General features: G+C 42.8%; 20 protein-coding genes. 5 read left to right on the forward strand and 15 right to left on the reverse strand.

What is annotated here, in order from left to right; translation table 11 throughout:
- Positions 1–35: 35 nt before the first annotated feature.
- The 4 genes from ACRRS0_RS04575 to ACRRS0_RS04590 form a co-directional block, all read right to left on the reverse strand.
- Complete coding sequence (locus ACRRS0_RS04575; protein ID WP_432454388.1) at positions 36–839, reverse strand: MetQ/NlpA family ABC transporter substrate-binding protein; 804 nt, start codon at positions 837–839, stop codon at positions 36–38.
- Between the two features lie 815 nt (positions 840–1,654).
- Positions 1,655–1,810: a hypothetical protein gene (locus ACRRS0_RS04580; RefSeq protein WP_432454387.1), complete on the reverse strand. Its 156-nt coding sequence runs from the start codon at positions 1,808–1,810 to the stop codon at positions 1,655–1,657.
- Complete coding sequence (locus ACRRS0_RS04585; protein WP_432454386.1) at positions 1,803–2,294, reverse strand: DoxX family protein; 492 nt, start codon at positions 2,292–2,294, stop codon at positions 1,803–1,805. The genes ACRRS0_RS04580 and ACRRS0_RS04585 overlap by 8 nt, the downstream gene beginning before the upstream one ends.
- 631 nt (positions 2,295–2,925) lie before the next feature.
- Entirely contained in the window at positions 2,926–3,414 is a 489-nt protein-coding gene (locus ACRRS0_RS04590) for a GNAT family N-acetyltransferase (protein WP_432454385.1), read from the reverse strand.
- Between the two features lie 127 nt (positions 3,415–3,541).
- On the opposite strand from ACRRS0_RS04590, the gene ACRRS0_RS04595 reads away from it, so the two are divergent.
- Positions 3,542–3,796, forward strand: coding sequence for a hypothetical protein (locus ACRRS0_RS04595; protein ID WP_432454384.1), 255 nt, complete (start codon positions 3,542–3,544; stop codon positions 3,794–3,796).
- Positions 3,797–3,886: 90 nt separating this feature from the next.
- Here ACRRS0_RS04595 and ACRRS0_RS04600 read toward each other — a convergent pair whose 3' ends face one another.
- A complete protein-coding gene (locus tag ACRRS0_RS04600) occupies positions 3,887–4,153 on the reverse strand; it encodes a hypothetical protein (RefSeq protein ID WP_432454383.1) in 267 nt (88 codons plus the stop codon).
- A gap of 85 nt (positions 4,154–4,238) precedes the next feature.
- Between ACRRS0_RS04600 and ACRRS0_RS04605 the strand changes: the two genes are divergently transcribed.
- Complete coding sequence (locus ACRRS0_RS04605; RefSeq protein ID WP_432454382.1) at positions 4,239–4,757, forward strand: hypothetical protein; 519 nt, start codon at positions 4,239–4,241, stop codon at positions 4,755–4,757.
- Here the strand turns inward: ACRRS0_RS04605 and ACRRS0_RS04610 are convergent.
- Positions 4,743–4,898 carry a Mor transcription activator family protein gene (locus ACRRS0_RS04610; RefSeq protein WP_439022899.1) on the reverse strand — a complete coding sequence of 52 codons (156 nt, stop codon included), beginning with the start codon at positions 4,896–4,898 and terminating at the stop codon, positions 4,743–4,745. The genes ACRRS0_RS04605 and ACRRS0_RS04610 overlap by 15 nt on opposite strands.
- A gap of 665 nt (positions 4,899–5,563) precedes the next feature.
- On the opposite strand from ACRRS0_RS04610, the gene ileS reads away from it, so the two are divergent.
- Positions 5,564–8,710 (forward strand): isoleucine--tRNA ligase, encoded by a 3,147-nt coding sequence (gene ileS, locus ACRRS0_RS04615; RefSeq protein WP_432454381.1) that lies wholly within the window; start codon positions 5,564–5,566, stop codon positions 8,708–8,710.
- Positions 8,711–9,071: 361 nt separating this feature from the next.
- Here the strand turns inward: ileS and ACRRS0_RS04620 are convergent, their stop codons facing one another.
- The 3 genes from ACRRS0_RS04620 to ACRRS0_RS04630 form a co-directional block, all read right to left on the reverse strand.
- Positions 9,072–10,280 (reverse strand): IS256 family transposase, encoded by a 1,209-nt coding sequence (locus tag ACRRS0_RS04620; protein ID WP_432454380.1) that lies wholly within the window; start codon positions 10,278–10,280, stop codon positions 9,072–9,074.
- Between the two features lie 120 nt (positions 10,281–10,400).
- Complete coding sequence (locus ACRRS0_RS04625; RefSeq protein ID WP_432454379.1) at positions 10,401–10,691, reverse strand: hypothetical protein; 291 nt, start codon at positions 10,689–10,691, stop codon at positions 10,401–10,403.
- 155 nt (positions 10,692–10,846) lie between these two features.
- Entirely contained in the window at positions 10,847–11,464 is a 618-nt protein-coding gene (locus ACRRS0_RS04630; protein ID WP_432454378.1) for a LysE family translocator, read from the reverse strand.
- Between the two features lie 166 nt (positions 11,465–11,630).
- Here ACRRS0_RS04630 and ACRRS0_RS04635 point away from each other — a divergent pair, with 166 nt between their 5' ends.
- Positions 11,631–12,188, forward strand: coding sequence for a helix-turn-helix domain-containing protein (locus ACRRS0_RS04635; protein ID WP_432454377.1), 558 nt, complete (start codon positions 11,631–11,633; stop codon positions 12,186–12,188).
- 263 nt (positions 12,189–12,451) lie between these two features.
- Here the strand turns inward: ACRRS0_RS04635 and ACRRS0_RS04640 are convergent, their stop codons facing one another.
- The 6 genes from ACRRS0_RS04640 to ACRRS0_RS04665 all read right to left on the reverse strand — a co-directional run bounded on the left by ACRRS0_RS04640 (position 12,452) and on the right by ACRRS0_RS04665 (position 19,063).
- Positions 12,452–13,483 (reverse strand): hypothetical protein, encoded by a 1,032-nt coding sequence (locus ACRRS0_RS04640; RefSeq protein ID WP_432454376.1) that lies wholly within the window; start codon positions 13,481–13,483, stop codon positions 12,452–12,454.
- A gap of 1,260 nt (positions 13,484–14,743) precedes the next feature.
- Positions 14,744–15,661, reverse strand: coding sequence for a hypothetical protein (locus tag ACRRS0_RS04645; protein ID WP_432454375.1), 918 nt, complete (start codon positions 15,659–15,661; stop codon positions 14,744–14,746).
- A 435-nt stretch (positions 15,662–16,096) separates the two neighbouring features.
- Positions 16,097–16,870 (reverse strand): type I methionyl aminopeptidase, encoded by a 774-nt coding sequence (gene map / locus ACRRS0_RS04650; protein WP_432454374.1) that lies wholly within the window; start codon positions 16,868–16,870, stop codon positions 16,097–16,099.
- A complete protein-coding gene (locus ACRRS0_RS04655) occupies positions 16,863–17,087 on the reverse strand; it encodes a ParD-like family protein (RefSeq protein ID WP_432454373.1) in 225 nt (74 codons plus the stop codon). Before ACRRS0_RS04655 ends, map begins: the two co-directional genes overlap by 8 nt.
- A gap of 235 nt (positions 17,088–17,322) precedes the next feature.
- A complete protein-coding gene (mutY, locus tag ACRRS0_RS04660; RefSeq protein ID WP_432454372.1) occupies positions 17,323–18,330 on the reverse strand; it encodes an A/G-specific adenine glycosylase in 1,008 nt (335 codons plus the stop codon).
- A 100-nt stretch (positions 18,331–18,430) separates the two neighbouring features.
- Positions 18,431–19,063, reverse strand: coding sequence for an Lrp/AsnC family transcriptional regulator (locus ACRRS0_RS04665; protein WP_439022894.1), 633 nt, complete (start codon positions 19,061–19,063; stop codon positions 18,431–18,433).
- A 249-nt stretch (positions 19,064–19,312) separates the two neighbouring features.
- On the opposite strand from ACRRS0_RS04665, the gene ACRRS0_RS04670 reads away from it, so the two are divergent.
- Positions 19,313–19,804, forward strand: a complete 492-nt coding sequence (locus tag ACRRS0_RS04670; protein ID WP_432454370.1) for a GNAT family N-acetyltransferase — start codon at positions 19,313–19,315, stop codon at positions 19,802–19,804.
- The last annotated feature ends 96 nt before the right edge of the window (positions 19,805–19,900 follow it).

Genomic DNA, 19,900 nt, shown 5'->3' on the forward strand with positions numbered 1-19,900 from the left:
ACTGGCAACACCAAATCTAAGCTCAGCGGTTTGCTTTAATTTGCCGCTTCTATGGTGCCTTTGAAGGTGGTGTTTAAGAAGTCCTTTATCTCTTGAGAGTGATAAATCGAGATAATCTTTTGAAATACTTCCTTGTTTTTGTCTTCATCTCGCGCGGCCACAACCATCACGGCTAAAGGCGCGTCTTTTGGCTCCAAGTAAATACCTTGTTTCTTAGGATCTAGTCCTGCAGACATCACGTAGTTCATGGTAATTACCGCAGCATCTACATCGTCAAGTGTGCGTGGCAGTTGAGCGGCATCGACTTCGACAAATCGAATACTTTTTGGATTGCTGATAATATCTTGCAACGAAGCACTGAAGCCAAGGTTTTCTTTTAGCGAAATCAAGCCTGCATCTTCGAGTAGTAATAGCCCACGGCCGCCATTGGTTGGATCGTTTGGAATCGCAATTCGAGCATGCTCTGGGATTGCGTCAAGCGTTGTGTACTTGTTAGAGTAAACGCCCATACGCATCAAAATGGAACGACCAATAGAGACTAAGTGACTATTGTGACTGTCGTTAAAGTTATCGAGAAACGGCTGATGTTGATAGCTATTAAGGTCGATGCTTCCATCGCTTAGCGCGGCGTTAGGGGTGATATAGTCTGAGAACTCAACTACTTGAATGTTGATCCCTTGTTTTGCTGCTTGTTTGGCGACCGCTTCAACAACTTGTGCATGTGGGCCAACTGTTGCGCCAATTTTGATAAGCGATTCGTCTTTTTGCCCACATCCTGTTACGCCGAATACGAGTGTTAATGCCAACAGCGATGTTGTGATTTTTTTGTAGCTTTTCATGATAATCCCATTTAAATAACAAAAGACATTCAGATGTCTAGACGCCCATAATATCGATTAACGTGATTTGGTCAATAGCTTTTTAAAAGTGAAGTCAAATTGAGCTTATTACGATGTAAAATGCGTTTGTTTGCTAGGGGTTTACGCGACAAAAAGAGAGCTACTGATATAACTAGAAGAGCTAAACGAGCTTAGCTTGAAGGCTAAGAGTAAAGCTCCTTATGTAACAATCTTAATCATATTGATGCTCCTAAACTTATCCATAAGATAAGGTCTTCTTGCAAACTATGGAGCAAAAACGTGTTTCGCTATAACACGCTTCTGGACAAAAGCTTGCTAGAGCATTCACTTATTCAATTGGTAAGGCCTGAACCTGAAAATCAATCCGCAGCCGTCATGGGAATGCAAAGGCGCTAATCGACCGTTGTATTTTAAACACTTTCAGGAAGCGCCCTGTGCGGAGCCGCATGCAGGGTGTTGTATGGGGGGAGGCTAGAGACCCCCGGCTACCCGATTAGGTGAAGTCTGCAAGTTGGTACTTTAACTTTGGTAACATTCTTTTTTGCGGGATACTTTTCACCTCACCAATTCTCACGGCACCTTTATGAAGGTAAAACCCTTCGGCATCAGGATCTGATATGATGCTGAACTCCTAATCTTCAAACGATTACACTCTCGAAGTATCTCTTCAAAAACTAGATTTGCTATCCCTTTTCCTGCAATCTCAGGTCATAACCATAGATGATCTAGTTCATCAGAGTTGGCTCTTTTAATAGCAAAAAAACCAACTGTTTTAGAGTCTAGTAAAACAACCTTCACAAAATTCTCTGCAATATATCCTTCTTCAATCCTAAGGTCTTTCGCCAAATCTCTAACTGCTCTCTTGAATAGCCCCAATAGCCTTTGGACTCAATTGCTATATCGCTTAATAGCTGTGACTGTTCAGGAACAGCATCACTAAACTCAATCATTTTCCTCCATATTATCTAACGCCTCATTACGACCTTTTACGCACAGGAAATATGTCCATGCAAGCAATATTATTTGCAGGGGCGCACGAATTAGTAAATAAACAGGCCCCCATTGATGCCCACCAAGACCAATACTATTTGATGCCGCATAAATATTTGCTGGAAAGAAAATAACAAGAACTACAATAGCAAGCTTTGCTGCAATAGGTTGATATCTTGGGAAAAAAAGAGCAATGGCTATCAATAGCTCAAGAAAACCAGTGATATAGACTAATGCTAGGCGGTAAGGAACCCAAGGCGGTAGCATTTCCACCATTCCTTCCGTTTTAAGAAGGTGGCCAAAGAAGAAGAATGTAAATGCTATTCCCAATCCCCAACTGGCATGCTTGGTAACATTCAAAGGCCTGTCGTTAAACTTTGAATAAACAAAGGCGATGCTCAACGGACAGGACAACAGCAAAAGGGTGATTATTGGAGTTACCATCGTTCCCTCATGAGGTCATAAAGCCTAAATAATGGTCAAATATCAGTTGGTTAAAATAAGCGCCGTAGGAGTAAAAACCAACTGTTATGTGTCCTGATTAATTTGCTTATTATGTGTTCCATGTAAATATGCTTGCGTGAAAATATAAGAGACATACAGATATAGCAATGACACAAGCTGACTGTTGATTTTTACCAAGTTTTATTACTTTAACAGCCTCAAGAATACTTGCAACTAAACAAAGAGCTACCCCTGTGCCAATTAATATATAAGTTGAATTCTTATCTATTAAATAGAATGGGGTTGGCTCAGCGCCCACACCCGAGGTAGCGTTATGAAAGGAGCCAGAAATAAGCTCAGAATACTTGCTATTCATTCTGCTGAATCGGCATTCTCGAAACCTGAGTTGGTTAAGAGAGTTACGAGAACAGTCAGAATTATTAGCACAACACTAGATACTTCATCCGATCGGACTTAGGTGCGGTGGCGCAAAATTAGCAGCCGTCATTGGAATGCAAAGGCGCTAATAGGCCATTGTATTTTAAACATTTTCAGGAAGTGCTCTGTGCGGAGCCGCATGCAAGGGGTTGTGGGGGGGAGGCTAGATACCTCCGGCTACCCGATTAACTGGCTAAACTTCAAATGTGAGAAAGTGCATAAGTAAATCAATATCAACTTGCTCAGACTGTGTGTAATTTCCCCCAACTAAACCAAAAATTGCAGACTGCCAAAACTTCAGAGCGGCTTCATTGCCAATTAGCACTCGGATTTGCCATTGACCTGAAAACTGCGCTGTCACCAATTTCAGAGCTTGTTTTCCGACACCTTGTCCCTTGAACTTTCGTAGTACAAAGAACTGCTCAACATCGTAAAATTGCCTGTTAGTTGGGTACTTTCGAACCAGAACAAAACCAGCTAACTCAGTATCAGCGTAAATAAAGTATGGAACATGATCTTCCTGCTTCCAATATACATCCAAGCTGCTTTTATTAAACGTAAAGTGACCATTCTCATTCGGAGACCAGCCCATATGCTCAGACATATCATAAATATAATATGGGAACAGACTCTCAAGAATATGACGAGATTTTGCTCCAATTTTTGCTAGAGATACTTCCATTTTAGTCCTTGCCAGTTAGGCATAATGATTACCCTGGTGAAAGTGTCGACGCTCCTGCGTTTATCGTGGGTTTGTCAAACTAGAGCCACACTGTTAGATACAAGTCATAACAGAACAGGAGATCGATATGTTTAAATCTAACTCGTTTTTCATTGGACTAGACGTTCACAAAGAAACCACAGATGTCGCTTATTGTATTGATAACTCGAGAGATGAGCCTATTTACCATGGCACCATCCCCACCAATATTCGTTCTTTCAACAAACTTATCAAAAAATACAAAGGCTTGGCTACTCATCTTTGTGTAGTTTATGAAGTAGGACCCTGTGGATTTTGGCTTTATCGTCATTTGGTGAACCTATCTAAGAAAAGTATCCCATGAGACTGCGATAAATACGGGAGAATCCGAAAACAGGCGGGAGAATTTGATTTACTATTTGAAACGTCCTTTAACATATTGAAAATGCGATGTTTATGAACTTTTTTGTCGAATATAAACTTTTACCGCATGAATTAAGCAGATAGTGACAATAAGCAAAAGACCTAATGGTACTGAAAAGAACAACCACTTCACCGACCTGTCAAAAATACGAGTCATGAAGTTAGACTGCTCCTGAATCGTAGCAACCCAGTTTAGAGCTAAAAATGCTAGAACTGTAAAAATGGCACCTACTAATGCTCCGGCCTGCCAAAACATGTTGAATAGCGCCTTGATACCTTCCTTCTCATGTTTATTCACAGCAATCTCCATTGGGGATTTTGACAATTATTTTCATCAGCACTATACATAGTGACAATTAAGTAAATATACAACGTAGGTGTGTATGGACAACAACGTAATGGTCGTTATCTACAAATGTGCCAGTTTATTAAGTGGTACAGGGCTTTGTTGGATGGGCTATAGCCTGTTTCTCAAAGGAATAACTAAGAGCGCTGGCGACTTTGATGGAGAGTATAAAGACGCAAAGGTAACACTAAGGAATGGAGCCCCCGGCCTTTATTTTGCTATTTTAGGAACCGTAGTCTTAGGATTAACTTTATATAGAGGTGTGAAATTAGAGTCATTGTTGATCACTGAAAATAAGCAGCTTGAACAACTTCAACAAAAACTAACTAACAATGATGAAGCAACCTTAGCCACAGCAACAAAGCTAAACCAGTTAGCCCAAAACTATAAAGGTATATCGACACAGGTGATAACTATGTCAACCACCTTATCAGCAACCAAACTCCCTGAAACGTTTAACCTACCAAAATTGGAGCCTAGGAATTTTTCTGATATTAAGCCTGTACCCAAAGATCTACTAGACCGACTAAACTCGTCTGAATCAATCCCCAAATAGCCCTAGCTGCATTTTGTCTTTGATGCGCTTTTGCATTTGTTTGGTTACGGAGTAGATCCATTGTTCGGATACACCGTATTTTTTGGCTAAAAATTTGTGATTCTTGCCATTAAACTCGCGGAAGATGGAATGGTGAAGAATAAACTAGACACCCATTCTAAAAACAAAAACCTTTCACTCTCTCGATAGCCAAGATTACGCTTTTAACTCCCATCATCTTCGCCGAGTAGCGCAAATGAACAAGGGAGCAAAGTTGAAGTCTGTTTGAGCGTAGTGTTTACTTCAACGCCCTTGTGAGTGAGCAACGGAGGATCTAAGAAGATGCAGGGTGGCCTTTCTTTTGTATACTAAGCTTTAGCCAAGCAAGCTTAGTATATCGCCGTCAGGGCGAAACCCTCACTAACAGATCTATCCAAAACTAAATGATAAAAACGAGACTAACAGCTCCCCAAAAAAATAAGTTAACTCACTTTGGGGCAGAAATTTTTCAGCCCGATCAGGCTGAAATAAAGATGGACATTTCCGAGTTACAAACTAAAACACAATCTGACTGTTCGGTTCACCTCTGATATTGCAAACCATGCGCTAAACAGACATGAATGTGGACCAATTCACTTATACACTGATTGACAAACAAAGCGGCAAGTGCCAACCTGTATTTATGAATATGACGCCTAACTTCCAACGAATTATTATCATCATTTCTTAAGAAATGGTGGGATAGTTAGTGCAACTAAATTTTAAGACCCGCCTAAGAGGCGGGTTTTTTGTACTTACCTCTTAGGATCTTAAGTTAAGAGGTAAATATGAGTTCTAAACAAAAACAGGCATCTCCATCAACAAGTTTTTCTTTTGTGGATGCTGAGCATGACATGCTGCAATTCTGGGAAACGCACAGCGTATTCCAGGCATCTCTGGAGCAGTCAAAAGATAAACCTAAGTTCGTATTTTACGATGGTCCTCCCTTTGCTACAGGGTTACCCCACCACGGCCATTTAGTTGCTTCCACTATCAAAGACATAATCCCTCGCTATCAAACCATGCTTGGACATTACGTTGAAAGGCGATTTGGCTGGGATTGTCATGGTCTTCCTATCGAGCATGAGATAGACAAATCATTGGGGATGTCTGCTAAGGAAGCGGTAGAGAAGTTTGGTATCGCTAAATATAACGACGAATGCCGTGGTATCGTTCAACGGTATACACAGGAGTGGGAGAAAACAATAACCCGCCTAGGCCGTTGGGTAGATTTCGATAATGACTATCGAACTCTGGAACCCTGGTATATGGAATCCGTATGGTGGGTGTTTAAGCAGCTGTGGGATAGAGGTTTGGTTTATCAGGGGGAAAAGGTTGTCGCCTACTCAACAGAACTCGAAACCGTGTTATCAAACTTTGAGGCAACATCGAACTACAAAGATGTGCAAGACCCCGCAATTTCGGTACTGTTTAAACTAGAAGACGAAGATGGTTATCTCGCAGCATGGACGACAACACCTTGGACCTTACCTTCAAATCTTGCTCTCTGCGTAAATCCTGACTTTGATTACGTTAAGGTGTTCGACCAGTCTGTAGGTAAAAAGTTTTGGATTGCTAAAGAGTTATTAGAGAGTTTTACTAAAGGACATTCAGTCGAAGTGCTCGCTACCACTAAGGGGTCAGATCTTGCAGGTAAATCCTATACGCCTATCTTTCCTTACTTTGTACAGAACAAAGCCAAAGGTGCGTTTAAAGTCCTCGCGGATACTTTTGTATCGCAGGAAAGTGGTACTGGTATTGTCCATATCGCCCCCGCTTTTGGTGAGGAAGATCAACGAGTCTGCCGTGAAAACGGTGTCGAGGCTAGTGTGTGTCCGCTGGATAGCCGAGGTCGCTTTACTGGGGAAGTGAGTGATTTTGCCAACGTTTATGTGAAAGATGCTGATAAATCGATAATTCAGGCCATTAAGGAACGAGGGCTGTTGTATCGGCATGACACGTTAATGCACCGTTATCCCTTTTGCCCTCGCTCTGATACACCAATCATCTATCGAACGGTGCCTTCATGGTATATCGGTGTAACCCAACTGAGAGGCAAACTTGTTAAAAACAACCACCAGATCAAATGGGTGCCAGAACATATCCAGCAGGGTCGAATGGGCAAATGGCTGGAAAATGCGATTGATTGGGCGGTTTCAAGAAATCGATATTGGGGGACGCCACTGCCTATCTGGATAAATGATGTTACAGAAAAACCATACTGTGTTGGATCTATCGAAGAGCTGACGTCTTTAACCGGGGCTCAAATTGAAGACTTGCATAGGGATCATATCGACCATTTAACTTTTACTTTAGCCGGAGAGGATGGTGTATATCGTAGGATACCGGAAGTCTTTGATTGTTGGTTTGAGTCAGGCTCAATGCCCTATGCGCAGGTTCATTATCCATTCGAGAACAAGCAAGAGTTTGAAGCAAGTTTTCCTGCATCGTTTATCGCTGAAGGGGTAGATCAGACTCGAGGATGGTTCTATACCTTACAAGTGTTAAGCGAGTGTCTGTTCGGTAAACCCGCTTTCACCAATGTCATTGTTAACGGCATTGTGATGGCGGAAGACGGTAAGAAAATGTCTAAACGGCTAAAAAACTACACAGCTCCCGATATCCTAATGGAACAGTACGGTGCCGATGCGTTGCGATTGTACCTGATCAATTCTGGTCTGGTAAAAGCCGAGGAACAGAAATTTTCTGATAAAGGCGTTCAGGAAATGGTGAGACAGGTACTGCTCCCTTGGTATAACGGATTTAAGTTCTTTAAAACCTATGCTGATATCGACGGATGGAAAGTCGAAGGCTCCGCGCCGAGAAACAACGTACTTGATCAGTGGATTGTTTCTCGTTTGGAAAGTTTGAAAGAAAAAGTGAACGCTGAAATGCAGGCGTACCATTTGTATGAAGTGGTACCACCTTTGTTTGAGTTTTTGGAAGATTTAACCAACTGGTATATTCGTCTGAACCGTTCGCGTTACTGGCAACCTGAAATGAATAAGGACAAGGAGAGCGCTTACGCCACCCTTTATCATTGTCTAGACACGTTTACGACGTTAATGGCACCGTTTGCCCCTTTCTTGTCGGAGTTCATTTATCAACAGCTTAAAGAGTATGACGAGAATGCGCAGCGACCATTGTCGGTACATTTGCGTCGTTATCCTCAAACAATCGAGGAGCTCAGGGTGCCCGATCTCGAGACAAGTGTTCAGAGTTTTCAACATTTGATCATCATGGGCCGACAAATGAGAAATGATATTAAAGTAAAGCTAAAAACACCTTTGAGCCAGGCAACGGTGCTGCACCGAGATAAAACAGTGCTGGATGACATTCGACGTTTGTCTGATTACATAAAAGCGGAGCTTAACTTTAAGTCCTTAAGTTTTAGTACGGAGGAAGGAAAATTTATCGACCTTTACGCGAAGGCAAACTTTCCAGCACTGGGAAAACGTCTGGGTAAGCAAATGAAACACTATGCCAATCTGATTGCTAACCTTGTACCGACTGATATTGTTCAACTTCAGCAAGTTGGGTTTCTGGAAATTGATGGACAACGCTTTTCCGAAGAAGAAATTGTCATCTACAGAAAGGCGAAGGAGGGGGTAAACGCGGTTTCTAACCGTTATATCTCTATGGAGTTTGAACCTAACCTCACAGAAGAGTTGGTTGCAGAAGGGATGATTCGAGAAGTTGTGAGCCGTATTCAGAAACTGAGAAAGTCCTCCGGTTTTGGTGTGACGGATAAGATTTCGGTGTCTATGAACACATCAGATCACGTAAGAAATTGGATAGAAAAGTACTTAAGATATTTGCAGACAGAGACTTTAGCTACACATGTGGATTTTCAGTTACCTACAAATACAGGTGAACAGTACGTTTTAGAGATGGGAGCAGTCAGTATTTCAGTCGCAAAAATCAAAGTTGACTAGCGTCTACAACCGGAAAAGTGCGGCGTTTGCAATAACGCCGCCTTTCAATGAATCGATAGATAATTTCGAGGTAGAATTACGGAAAGGTTCTGTATAAGTTCCCAAAGTACAGATTAGATTAATTTGGTCTACTGCTGTACTGGCTAGGTGGTCAGTTCGTTGGGGCTAAGAAGGTTTGGGGCAGAAGTTCGTTAGATCAATATATCTGTTCCGTGCGATGACTGCCTGACTAATCTATCTAATTGGAATCACCAGACGAATCACGCAGGGGCCCTTCAATTTGGAATACCGAAACGCCAAATGGTCGAGCTATAAATCGCACCGTTAGACCCTGTAAATAATTCTGTGTAACTGCTTTGGGTTACAAGTAATCAGTAAGTCGGTCTTCAAACATAATCATAAAGCGATTGAGAGCCTGTCGCCAGTTTCTTATTGGCATCGACCAGCGTTTCGATGCATCCATAATTGCAAGATAGACAACTTTCCTCGCTGATTCATCCGTGGGGAATAGCTTACGCTTCTTTGTCGCTTTGCGTATCACACTGTTCAAGGACTCTATCGCATTCGTCGTGTAAATGGCTTTACGAATGTCCTGAGGGTAGCTGAACAATGTATTTAAATTATCCCAATGCGCTGTCCAAGAGCGGCTTATCTGTGGGTATTTATCATCCCACTGGTCACCAAATTGTTCGAGGGCCAGAAGCGCTTCTTCCTCGGTATTCGACTGGTAAATACCTTTGAGATCTGCCGTTACAGCCTTGTAGTCTTTCCAAGGGACATACTTCATTGAATTGCGCACCATGTGGACGATACAGAGCTGTATTTGGGTTTTTGGGAATACGGCATTAATAGCATCTGGAAAGCCCTTCAAGCCATCAACACAAGCGATAAGAATGTCGTTGATACCTCGAGTCTGGAGTTCAGTGAGAACGCTGAGCCAGAACTTCGCACCTTCCGTTTCAGATATCCACATCCCTAAAAGTTCTTTCTGACCTTCGATATTTACGCCCAGAGCCAAGTAAATCGCCTTATTGACGAGCTGTTTGTTTTGGCGGATTTTCACCACGATGCAATCAAGGTAGACGATGGGATAGACTGCATCCAGTGGCCGTGATTGCCATTCAACAACCTGCTCTAGAACTGAGTCGGTAACTTTAGATATGAGGCTTGCAGAGACATCAGCATCGTACATTTCTTTGAACGTAGCGACGATTTCACGAGTTGTCATGCCTTTGGCGTAAAGGCTTAATATCTTGTCATCCATCGATTGAAATCGAGTTTGATGCTTACGAACAAGCTTCGGTTCAAACGAGGCATCTCGGTCTCGAGGTACATCCAGTTCAATCTCACCATCGTCGGTGATCAAGGTCTTGGATGAATAACCATTACGACTATTCTTATCGGGCTTTTCAGCGTGTTTCTGATAACCGAGGTGGTCATCAAGCTCAGCATTTAACGCTGTCTCAACAGTCACCTTGGTTAACATTTTACGAAAGTCATCTAGATCTGAAGGGGTCTTGATTGACTTAGCGGCTTCACGAGCAAATGCTTCGAGAGCTTTCTTATCCATGTTGCTTATCCTTAGCCTGTTCAGGCCTAATTATAAGCAATTACACAATTTAATTTACAGGCTCCACCGTTAAGATTTAAAACAAACAATCTGTACGGAGATACATTCTGTTCACCGTTTTTAACGGTAATAATTGTCCCAGCCACGAGTATCAAATGGAATTTGTTTACCTTGCACATCTATATGCAAATAACCTAGCTTTGCGCCAACAACCGTTTTCGAACGAGCAATTGGCATCACAATCGCGTCTATCATCTTTTGAGCATCAGATTTTGAAGCGGGTTTATATACCAAAGCTACTTTATTACCTATCTTCATGCACTTACGGCTATAGGTTATATCTTTATCACCAACTTGACCACAAGCCTGACTTCTAAGTTTGTCTTTCGCTCTGAGAAGGCTTTGCCCCATGTGTGTTGGTGAAATTTTTGACCTATATATTTCGACTACGTCAGTTCTATCCTTCTTGTTTGAAGGCTAGTCAAAAGGTGGTGAAAGGAAACTCCCATTTTCTTTCGTCTTATAAGTTAACTTATTTAATGTTCGCTCTGAATAACCATTCATTGTCAACTAGCTATTAATTGTTGCGAAATGTCTCTAATCACAGGAAAGACCGATAGCAATAACAATAAAGACATAGACATGTTAAACCAGCGTAGAAAGTTATCGTTCTTCAGTTTTTGTTGGAGGAAAGAACCAAACAGTAACCAAACACCTACGCATGGTAATGAAACGAAGAAAAAGGTTGTAGCAATGGTTATGTTTTGGATTGTGTATTGCTCTCCTATGGTTGTGAATGTAGAAATTGCTCCAATAGCAACTACCCATGCCTTGGCATTGACCCACTGAAAGGCCGCTCCTTTCAAAAAAACCAGCGGCCTGGCCTGTTGATCGCCAATATCAACTGAACCAGTTCTGGCTATAAGCCAGGCCAAATAAAGCAAATATGTTGTCCCAATTATCTTTATGATTAAGCTCAGTTGGGGAAACAGTGTAAAAAGACGACCGAACCCCAATCCGACTACTAGGAGCATAACTGTAAAACCGATACAAATGCCTGTCAGTAAAGGCACACTCTTTCGTACGCCAAAGTTTAGTCCCGATGTCATGACCAGAATGTTATTGGGGCCTGGTGTAACTGAAGAAGAGATAGCAAATAACGCTATAGAAATCATGTATTCCAATTTAATTTCCTTTTAATGTTTAGTGTTCGCTTTCATTTTATCAATTACGACAAATTCATAAGCACTTTAATGAACGATGGTTTTTTATATTGAACGAACAAGCGTGAGCTGTCAAAAAAACGTACGTTTGATATAATGAACATAAATTTTACGGCTAATCTGTCCTATGAATAGAAATGACCCACCTATTGCACAAATTGCAGCTACGTTAAATTCAGAAAGAAGACGTTCTGGGCTAAGCATTGCGGAGGTTGCCAGACAGGCAAAAATTGCAAAATCAACGTTGTCTCAATTGGAAAACGGCTTTGGGAATCCAAGTATCGAAACGTTATGGTCTATTTGTAACGTACTTGGTATCCCAGTCTCGCACTTGCTTGAATCACCGAGGCAAAAAACCAAAATCATTCGCTATGGTGAAGGAGCGACGGTCGTCTCAAAGCGTAAAAATTATCAAGCTACTTTGCTTGCAGCATGTCCGCCTAATGTAAGTCGAGATATATACTGGATTGAAGTTGAACCTGGAGAGCCCCATTACTCGGAGCCTCACAATCAGGGCGTAATCGAACACGTTGTTATTACCAAAGGGAAGGCTCAGCTCGGCTTGGTTTCAGAAAGTTACGAACTTAATGAAGGCGATTACATTTCTTACCCTGGAGACTTACCGCATTTGTTTGAAGCCTTACAAGAAGGAACAAGAGCAATGCTGATTTCAGAGCACCGATAAAACGTCTACTTAAGGGGAGTATTAGCCACTAGAGAGACATGCTGTTAAGTAGCATAAAAATTCAATCGTGATTTGTGGTTCTCGGATAGATTGTGCTGACTTTTGCCCATTTTCTCCCACATTAGACACTGCAATAAGAGGCGCCTGATTGCATTTTGGGGTACTAACAGCTATTCGATGATATCTAAATTAGAAGAATCGCTGGCAGGTCTTTGTCCAAGAGTGAGTCAGTGGTATTGGCAAAACCGTGGTATTGTCGTTTGTTATGCATTTTCTACAGACACCCACATAATTTCGGTATCTATACCTAAAAACTCGTACGCCGCCATTGTTTTTTTAACAAAGCTCTCATCTCTTGAAACTAGAACTTTTGCAAATGAACCTATCGAAGCATGTCCTTGGTCACTCATCGCTGCAGTGAAACGTCGCTCTCTATGTGTTTTTGAATCAGGATAATACCCGATGATATTTAAATGGTTATATATCGCGGTGACTTTTTGAAAGTTGAAATATGGCTTCTCTGGATAAATCGGGTTCGTTCTGATAGAGAAGAAATCCTCTAAAGTCCAATTTAAGTCTTTGTACTCATTTTTGTGCTTATAAAGCTCCCATATTTGCTCAAGAACCTTTGGTGGCGATATGTTGTTTAACTCTTTTGGTCCAATGCCCATAGCATATCTGAACGCTTTAACGCCGGACCAGTCTTCTTCATTTTCAACGTTTGAAGACATAATACTTGTAGATTGATCTAAGGTCGATTCCATATGGATTTTAGACAAGGATGAATATGCATCAATTGATTCAGCTACTATCGGATTAGCCTGTCTGATAACATCTGCTTGTTCTTGAAGGTGATCTAACAGACCAGAAAAGGCACCCAACTGTTCATTTTTTAGAACCTCAAAATCGTCCCCTTTACGACCACCGTGAGTTTTGAGTAAGCTTTGCATCATTGACTGAATCAGCTCTTCGTACACAGGCTCTTGACTACAATACTCAGCATAAGCCTCGTAAGGGTCCCTTTTAGAGACCGTAGCCTCATCAGTAACTTCAAATGCGCTGGTCATCCTTTGCTTTATCTGAAAAGCATCAAGCTCTACTAAAACATCAAGAAACTTTTTTGCATAGTCGCCAGAGCGCTTAATTTCTTTTAGAGTCTCATCGGAGTAAACTATTTGATAGTTGTCCTTAATCGAGTATGCAAAGTCGATCATTCCATGTTTTACAAAAATATCGAGAATGTTTTGATCGAGATAGGCAAGTGTTTTTCCTTGATACCTTGGATAGTCTGTCATTTGTCCTCCGAATGCATAACGCCTAAATCAGGTGCGCCTTAGGCGTCACCTGAATTACTTGTGTACGCCGAGCATGGGCATGAACTAATGAGGTGAAAGTCCTCTGTAGGAAGGTCACCGTTTAATAACACTTTGATTATTAAACGCTAACTACTAGCGAATGGCAAGGGCATAACTGCGAGGGAATGTCTGAAGGAAGCCGGACGCCTTTTTATCTAAAGAGAGGGCGAGCTGATGAACAAGAACATTAATAAACTAGACCCCCATTCTAAAAACAAAAAACTTTCACACTCTCGATAGCCAAGATTACGCTTTTAAATCCCATCATCTTCGCCGAGTAGCGCAAATGAACAAGGGGCCAAAGTTGAAGTCTGTTTGAGCGTAGCGAGTTACTTCAACGCCCTTGAGAATGAGCAACGCAGGGTTTAAGAAGATGCAGGGCGAGCTTTCTTTTTGCTTCGTTTTTCTTTGCTCGTCAAAGAAAAATGACGTCGCCGTAGGCGAAAGCTTTTACCCCGTTGCTAACGCAGAACGGGGCTGCTATGAGATAGCTCATTATAAGAAAAGCGATGTCTTGACAATCTGGTGAATTGAGCTAACTCACTTTGAAGCAAAAACCTTTCACTCTCTCGATAGCCAAGATTACGCTTTTAAATCCCATCATCTTCGCCGAGTCGCGCAAATGAACAAGGGAGTAAAGTTGAAGTCTGTTTGAGCGTAGCAAGCTACTTCAACGCCCTTGTGAGTGAGCAACGGAGGATCTAAGAAGGTGCTGGATGGCCTTTCTTTTGTATACTTTTCTTTGGCCAGCAAAGAAAAGTATATCGCCGTCAGGGCGAAACCCTCACTAACAGATCGATCCAAAACTAAATGATAAAAACGAGACTAACAGCTCCCCAAAAAAATAAGTTAACTCATTTTGGGGCAAAAACGATTTAGCACAAAAAAGGTCGGTTAATCGCTGCTGCTTCTCATTCTTCCTGCTGATTGCTGAGTCAGCCATAAGTTTCATGAATCGTTATCACCTTGGGTGAAAGCGGTGAAGAATCAAGCAAAAGCCCCATCATCAACGAGTGCTTAAGGGCTACAAGCATTCACGCAGATTTTCTCTTAAGCTGGGTTGCTGTTATTGCGACTGACCCAATAGGCGTGACTGAATCAATGCATTGCTCAGAGCAATTAAAGGGCGGTTTTTTCCTGTCTATTTTTATGCGGTTTAGGGGATTTGAATTTCGCTTCAGCGTTTAAGTATTGTTTGAGCTAAAAGCGCTTGCCGATACTTAGGCGTAATAAATCGGCGTCGTCTTGGTGGCCTTGATAATCCATCACCCGGCTAAGGCTGAGACCAAAGTAGCCCGAATCAAAAAAATGCCAAGCAGGGAAGTAGTTCACGCCAAAGCTAATTATGCCTTTCAAGTCGTAAGCGCTGCGGTGTTCTATTTTGTCTTGCGCGAGGTAGCCGCCCGCCCCAATTCGCCCTTCGAAATGACTCCCTAGCGGGACTATTTTCCAAAGCTGACTGGTAAAGCCGTGTCGACTGCTGGCCCCGTTGTTACCGCCTTCATCGATATAAGCCAAGGATAAGGCAAGATGATGATTAAAGTGTTTTGCCATATCGATACTGTAACCAATGGTGGTGGTTGGTCCGCCATGGTTAATTTTGGTGTTAACCAGAGATATCGACAAATCGTTGAGCCACGCGGAAGAGGCTGGTCTGCTTTGGTGATTTGCGTTATCTATATCAAAGCCCAAACCAATCAGCAAGGAATTGCTATGTGGGCGATTTGGCACCAAGTAACTATTAAGTTGCAAACGAAGTTGGGCGCTTTGGCTTAAATAGGAAAGTGGATAGATAACGCTAAGGGTGCTCATTGCACCGAGTCGTTTTTCGTTTAGTTCAAGGCCTGAGTGATCAACGGTGGTATTAAAGGACATGTAAGGGCCTGCACCGATCTCGAAGCGGAAGCTATCTGTTGGAACGTAGATGTAGCTGACATGAGTTGAAAAACCATCTCGGTGGTGATTATAGGCGTGGCCTTCGTTGGCATGAACGAGATCGACTCGCCAACTTTGAGCAAAGTGCTGGGCGAAGCGAATATCAAAGGAACGGAAGTGCTGTTTTTTTTGCTCGTCGGTCACGTCATCCTCTAGGTAGGTGATACCACTGCCACCTGCCATTGAAAAGTAGCTCTCTGCGCTGTGGGCGCTTCGTGTTTTTGCGGTGAGGGGCAATGAGCACAGCATGAGCCACAGGCTTATCATGAGTGGCTTGCTGGTTAACAGTTGAACAATGGCGTGGCTAGATAAAATCATGGATCATTTTTGTAAGTGTTTTAATTTAATTAAAACAGCCGCTTGGCTACTATTAGACTGAAATTCAGCTTAGCTTTAATTTGATGGTTTTGTCACTGAAGAAATTAAAGAAATTAAAGATGAGTTACTTTTCACTGTGCTCGGCCGATGTGGGTCGTGACGGTTTGGTGCATCATTCGCGGTGATCTTGTGTCGTGCGGTTTTAGTTCTAGAGGGTCAGTTTACGAGTGGCGCAGACTGACCTACTTTATGCATCTAAGGTTTACTGGGGCTCATTTAGCGCTGATTTCACCACGACTCTTATCGTTCCTCTTCCCGCAGCGTGAGCACCTCATAGTCTACAGGGGTGACTAAGATGGTGTGTTCCGATTGTGCAGAAAGTTTTTTGTCACGGGTGACGACGGTCCAGCCATCTTTTTTGGTTTTAACTTTTGCGGAACCTTGATTGACCATCGGTTCGATGGTGAAAATCATGCCCTCTTTTAGCTCAAGGCCTCGGTTTGGCGTACCGTAATGCAGCACTTGTGGTGCTTCGTGCATTGCTTGCCCTATCCCGTGGCCACAGTATTCTTTCACGATACTATAGCCACGGCGTTCCGCATATTGTTGAATCGCATGGCCAATATCGCCAAGTTTAGCGCCTGGCTTCACTTGTTTAATTCCAGCCCACATTGCCTCATAGGTGGCTTGGGCCAGCTTTTTAGCTGCCGGTGACGCTTCTGGCATGAGATACATCTTGCTTGAGTCTGCAATAAAACCATTTTTCTCTAAGGTAATATCTAAGTTAATGATGTCGGTCCTTTTTAATCGCTGACTAGGCGTTGGAACCCCATGACATACCACTTCATTGATTGAAGAGTTTAAAACATATTGATAACCATATTGGCCTTTGCTCGCTGGCCGAGCATTAAGATCATTGACAATAAAATGTTCTACTTTGTCATTTATTTCTAGGGTAGAGAGGCCGGGTTTAAGGTAGCGGTCTAACATCTGAAAGACCTGTGTCAGTAGGTGCCCGGCATGGCGCATTAATTCAATTTCACTTGCCGATTTAATCTTTACGCCATTATTCATCGGTATGCGCTTCTTGTATGGCGACTTTGGCGACAGAGACCTCTGCTGATTTGAGTAGTTCTGAGACGATTTGATTGAATGAGCGTTGCGGATGAAGCTCGGCTAGCATCCCAATGCGGATCCAGAATTCAGCTTGTGAATTGATCGAGCGTGACATGACAGAACTGGCTTTTCGGATTTCTTGATGGAGTTCTTCGGAAATTTTAACAATACCCATTTTATATGATTCGCTTGCGAAACGTATACGAATCATATATCTATTTCGTCATGAGTCAAGATCATTGGGGGTGAGTCATTGGTGGCGGCTTGCTAAATATTGTTCTCTATTAAAGGGTAAGCCGCTGAATCACAGGCCGACCACTAAGCATTGAAGTTAGCTTGAATGAAGCGCCCAAAATACCAGCACTTAGTGAAATGTACTGGCATTTTGAGGCTTGATGCTTTGACTCTATTTACATATTTTTTAAGATGAATTTTTTGATTGGGGTGGGTAAGCCGCGCGCTTCGAGTTCACTTAATGAGACCCAATGTTGTTCCAGATGTGGTTCATTTATTTGATCAACGGACCAAACCTGCGCCTCTAATTTATAGTGAGTAAAGGTGTGTTTAAAGTTTCCTTTTAATTCAGCGCCGATCAACACTGGGTCTAGATGGACCTGCGGTAGGCACCACAGCGCCCCCCAAATCCCCCCTTCACCACGCCGCTCTAGCAAAATCTTTCCCTGCTCTTCTACCCATAAAAAATGACCGGGTTTGGTGGGGATCACCTTTTTCGGTTTTGCGGTGGGTAGCTGGTCGACTCGTTGGCTTAGAAATGCTGCGCAGCAATCGATAAAGGCACAGTCTTCACAAAGTGGTTTCTTGGGTTTACAGTGGGTTGCCCCCATGTCCAGCAGGCCTTGAGCAAAGGCGCGATTGTGTTGTTGAGGGGTGTAAGTTTCGGCAAGCTGCCACAGTTGCCGGTCAACTTTGCTGGTGCCGGGGACGCCCTCTATTCCAAATAGGCGGCAGAATAGGCGTTTTACGTTGCCATCGACAATTGGACCGTAACGATTATAAGCAAAGGAAGCAATGGCTCCGGCGGTGTAACGACCCACACCGGGGATCTGTTGCAAGGTGTTCACATCTTCTGGGAATTTCCCCTGGCATTCGCTTTGAATATAAATGGCGGCTTTGCGCAGGTTACGAGCGCGAGAATAGTAGCCCAATCCTTGCCAATGGCTCATTACTTGGTCTTCAGTGGCTGCGGCTAAGATCTGCACATTGGGGAAACTTTGCATCCAGCGCTCAAAATAAGGGATCACCGTTTTCACCTGGGTTTGCTGCAGCATAATTTCCGAGACCAGCACCCGATAGGGGCTTGGATCTTGCTGCCAAGGTAAATCATGACGGCCGTGCTGCTTTTGCCAAGCGATTAATCGTTGTTGAAAGTCATCTGAATTCAGCGGGGGATTATTCATTGCCATTGTTTCTCAGTCGCTAGCTTGGAGTCTGAAGGATTAAGGAGCAAAGTGCCTCGGGCTTGATTGAAGCCCCAAGTTTTATGTTTGCGAAAACCGGTTAGCTCATATAGTGGGTCGGTAGAGCGGTGGTACTTTTCATCACTTCCATGGAAAAAGCCGAACTGACGTCGGTAAAAGCCAGCCGCTCGATGAGCTTTTTATACACTTGATCGTAATCATCGATGCTGGGTACCACCACTTGCAGTAAATAATCGACGCTGCCACTCATTCGATGGGCCTCGATAATCTCTGGAATATCCTCGATGGCCTGTTTAAAGAGTGCCAGCCATTGAGGGTCGTGTTGGGCGGTGCGAACACTGACAAACACCGTGACCCCAAGGTTTAATTTTTGGCGGTCGAGCAGTGCCACCTTATGGCGAATAAAACCGGCATTTTCCAATTTTTGTACCCGTCGCCAGCAAGGCGTTGCGGATAAACCGACCCGTTCGGCGATCTCATTTAAGGGAATGCTCACATCCCGTTGCAATAGATTGAGGATTAACTTGTCTTTACTATCTAGTTTCATTTTTCGTTTATGGATGCAAATTGGAAATGAAATACTATTTTCTCCCGCTTTTATCGAACAAACAACCCTTTTATTTATAAGGCTACTGCTCGAAGATTTTAAAAATACTCGCTGGGGCAGAGCAGAATCGATGACCTTGAAAGCGGTGACATACTCTCGGCTCATTGCACTCGTTTAAACTTTCTAACGCCAGATCTCTCCAAGTGTTTCTGAGGTTCCGCTCTCTCACATATGCTGAGTGATGCTTTGTCGACTAAAGGTATTAGAGCGATGCTATGGGCTCTTAGGTTTGTAGCTTTTAAGTTGCTCTGTAACAGCCGAACTTAGGATTTTTGTTTGGTGAAATGAATTAGATCAAATAACATCGGTTCATAAGTACGAGGCATGATAGGCGATTAACGGGGAAACTGCATATTGGAAATTAAAATTGCTAAAAAAGAAAATGCTGAACTGATACTTCATTTTATAAAGGCCTTGGCTATCGCCGAAGGGTTTCCCTTCGAAGTCACGGTGACTCAAGAGGACCTGGAAAATAATCTATTGAGTTCAACGTCTAATGCTGAGGCCATTATTTTTTATGTTAACAATAAACCCTGTGGATTTGCAGTGTATTACTATACATTCTCGACAACCACAGGACAGCGCGGTTTACATTTGGATGATTTATATATTGAACCCGCTTATCAAGGTCAAGGATTTGGCAAACATGTTCTGGTTTACTTGTCACATTTAGCCATCGAGAATCAGTGTGCTCGTTTCGAATGGTGGGCCTTAAAAACAAATGATGCCGCGATAAAGTTTTATAAAAATATAGGTGCCCACAAACTTGAAGAAATCAGCGTTTTTCGCTTAGATCTTCAGGGGATTTTGAGTTTGTCTGATGGTGAGCCAATCAGCAATCAATGAGTGACAAGTCACCGTTCATCGATGGGGCACGTTAAAGCGAGGCATCTCAGAAATGTGCGTTTACGACATTCCCCCCTCACCGAGCGTCTAGGAAGT

It is taken from the genome of Agarivorans sp. QJM3NY_29, assembly GCF_050870835.2.
Classification (GTDB): Bacteria; Pseudomonadota; Gammaproteobacteria; order Enterobacterales; family Celerinatantimonadaceae; genus Agarivorans.

What these genes read in the sequence shown, in the direction of transcription:
- ACRRS0_RS04575 (WP_432454388.1), bottom strand. Translation starts at nt 839, where the DNA reads ATGAAAAGCTACAAAAAAATCACAACATCGCTGTTGGCATTAACACTC.
- ACRRS0_RS04580 (WP_432454387.1), bottom strand. Translation starts at nt 1,810, where the DNA reads ATGATTGAGTTTAGTGATGCTGTTCCTGAACAGTCACAGCTATTAAGC.
- ACRRS0_RS04585 (WP_432454386.1), bottom strand. Translation starts at nt 2,294, where the DNA reads ATGGTAACTCCAATAATCACCCTTTTGCTGTTGTCCTGTCCGTTGAGC.
- ACRRS0_RS04590 (WP_432454385.1), bottom strand. Translation starts at nt 3,414, where the DNA reads ATGGAAGTATCTCTAGCAAAAATTGGAGCAAAATCTCGTCATATTCTT.
- ACRRS0_RS04595 (WP_432454384.1), top strand. Translation starts at nt 3,542, where the DNA reads ATGTTTAAATCTAACTCGTTTTTCATTGGACTAGACGTTCACAAAGAA.
- ACRRS0_RS04605 (WP_432454382.1), top strand. Translation starts at nt 4,239, where the DNA reads ATGGACAACAACGTAATGGTCGTTATCTACAAATGTGCCAGTTTATTA.
- ileS (WP_432454381.1), top strand. Translation starts at nt 5,564, where the DNA reads ATGAGTTCTAAACAAAAACAGGCATCTCCATCAACAAGTTTTTCTTTT.
- ACRRS0_RS04620 (WP_432454380.1), bottom strand. Translation starts at nt 10,280, where the DNA reads ATGGATAAGAAAGCTCTCGAAGCATTTGCTCGTGAAGCCGCTAAGTCA.
- ACRRS0_RS04625 (WP_432454379.1), bottom strand. Translation starts at nt 10,691, where the DNA reads ATGGGGCAAAGCCTTCTCAGAGCGAAAGACAAACTTAGAAGTCAGGCT.
- ACRRS0_RS04635 (WP_432454377.1), top strand. Translation starts at nt 11,631, where the DNA reads ATGAATAGAAATGACCCACCTATTGCACAAATTGCAGCTACGTTAAAT.
- ACRRS0_RS04640 (WP_432454376.1), bottom strand. Translation starts at nt 13,483, where the DNA reads ATGACAGACTATCCAAGGTATCAAGGAAAAACACTTGCCTATCTCGAT.
- ACRRS0_RS04645 (WP_432454375.1), bottom strand. Translation starts at nt 15,661, where the DNA reads ATGGCAGGTGGCAGTGGTATCACCTACCTAGAGGATGACGTGACCGAC.
- map (WP_432454374.1), bottom strand. Translation starts at nt 16,870, where the DNA reads ATGAATAATGGCGTAAAGATTAAATCGGCAAGTGAAATTGAATTAATG.
- ACRRS0_RS04655 (WP_432454373.1), bottom strand. Translation starts at nt 17,087, where the DNA reads ATGGGTATTGTTAAAATTTCCGAAGAACTCCATCAAGAAATCCGAAAA.
- mutY (WP_432454372.1), bottom strand. Translation starts at nt 18,330, where the DNA reads ATGAATAATCCCCCGCTGAATTCAGATGACTTTCAACAACGATTAATC.
- ACRRS0_RS04665 (WP_439022894.1), bottom strand. Translation starts at nt 19,063, where the DNA reads ATGAGCCGAGAGTATGTCACCGCTTTCAAGGTCATCGATTCTGCTCTG.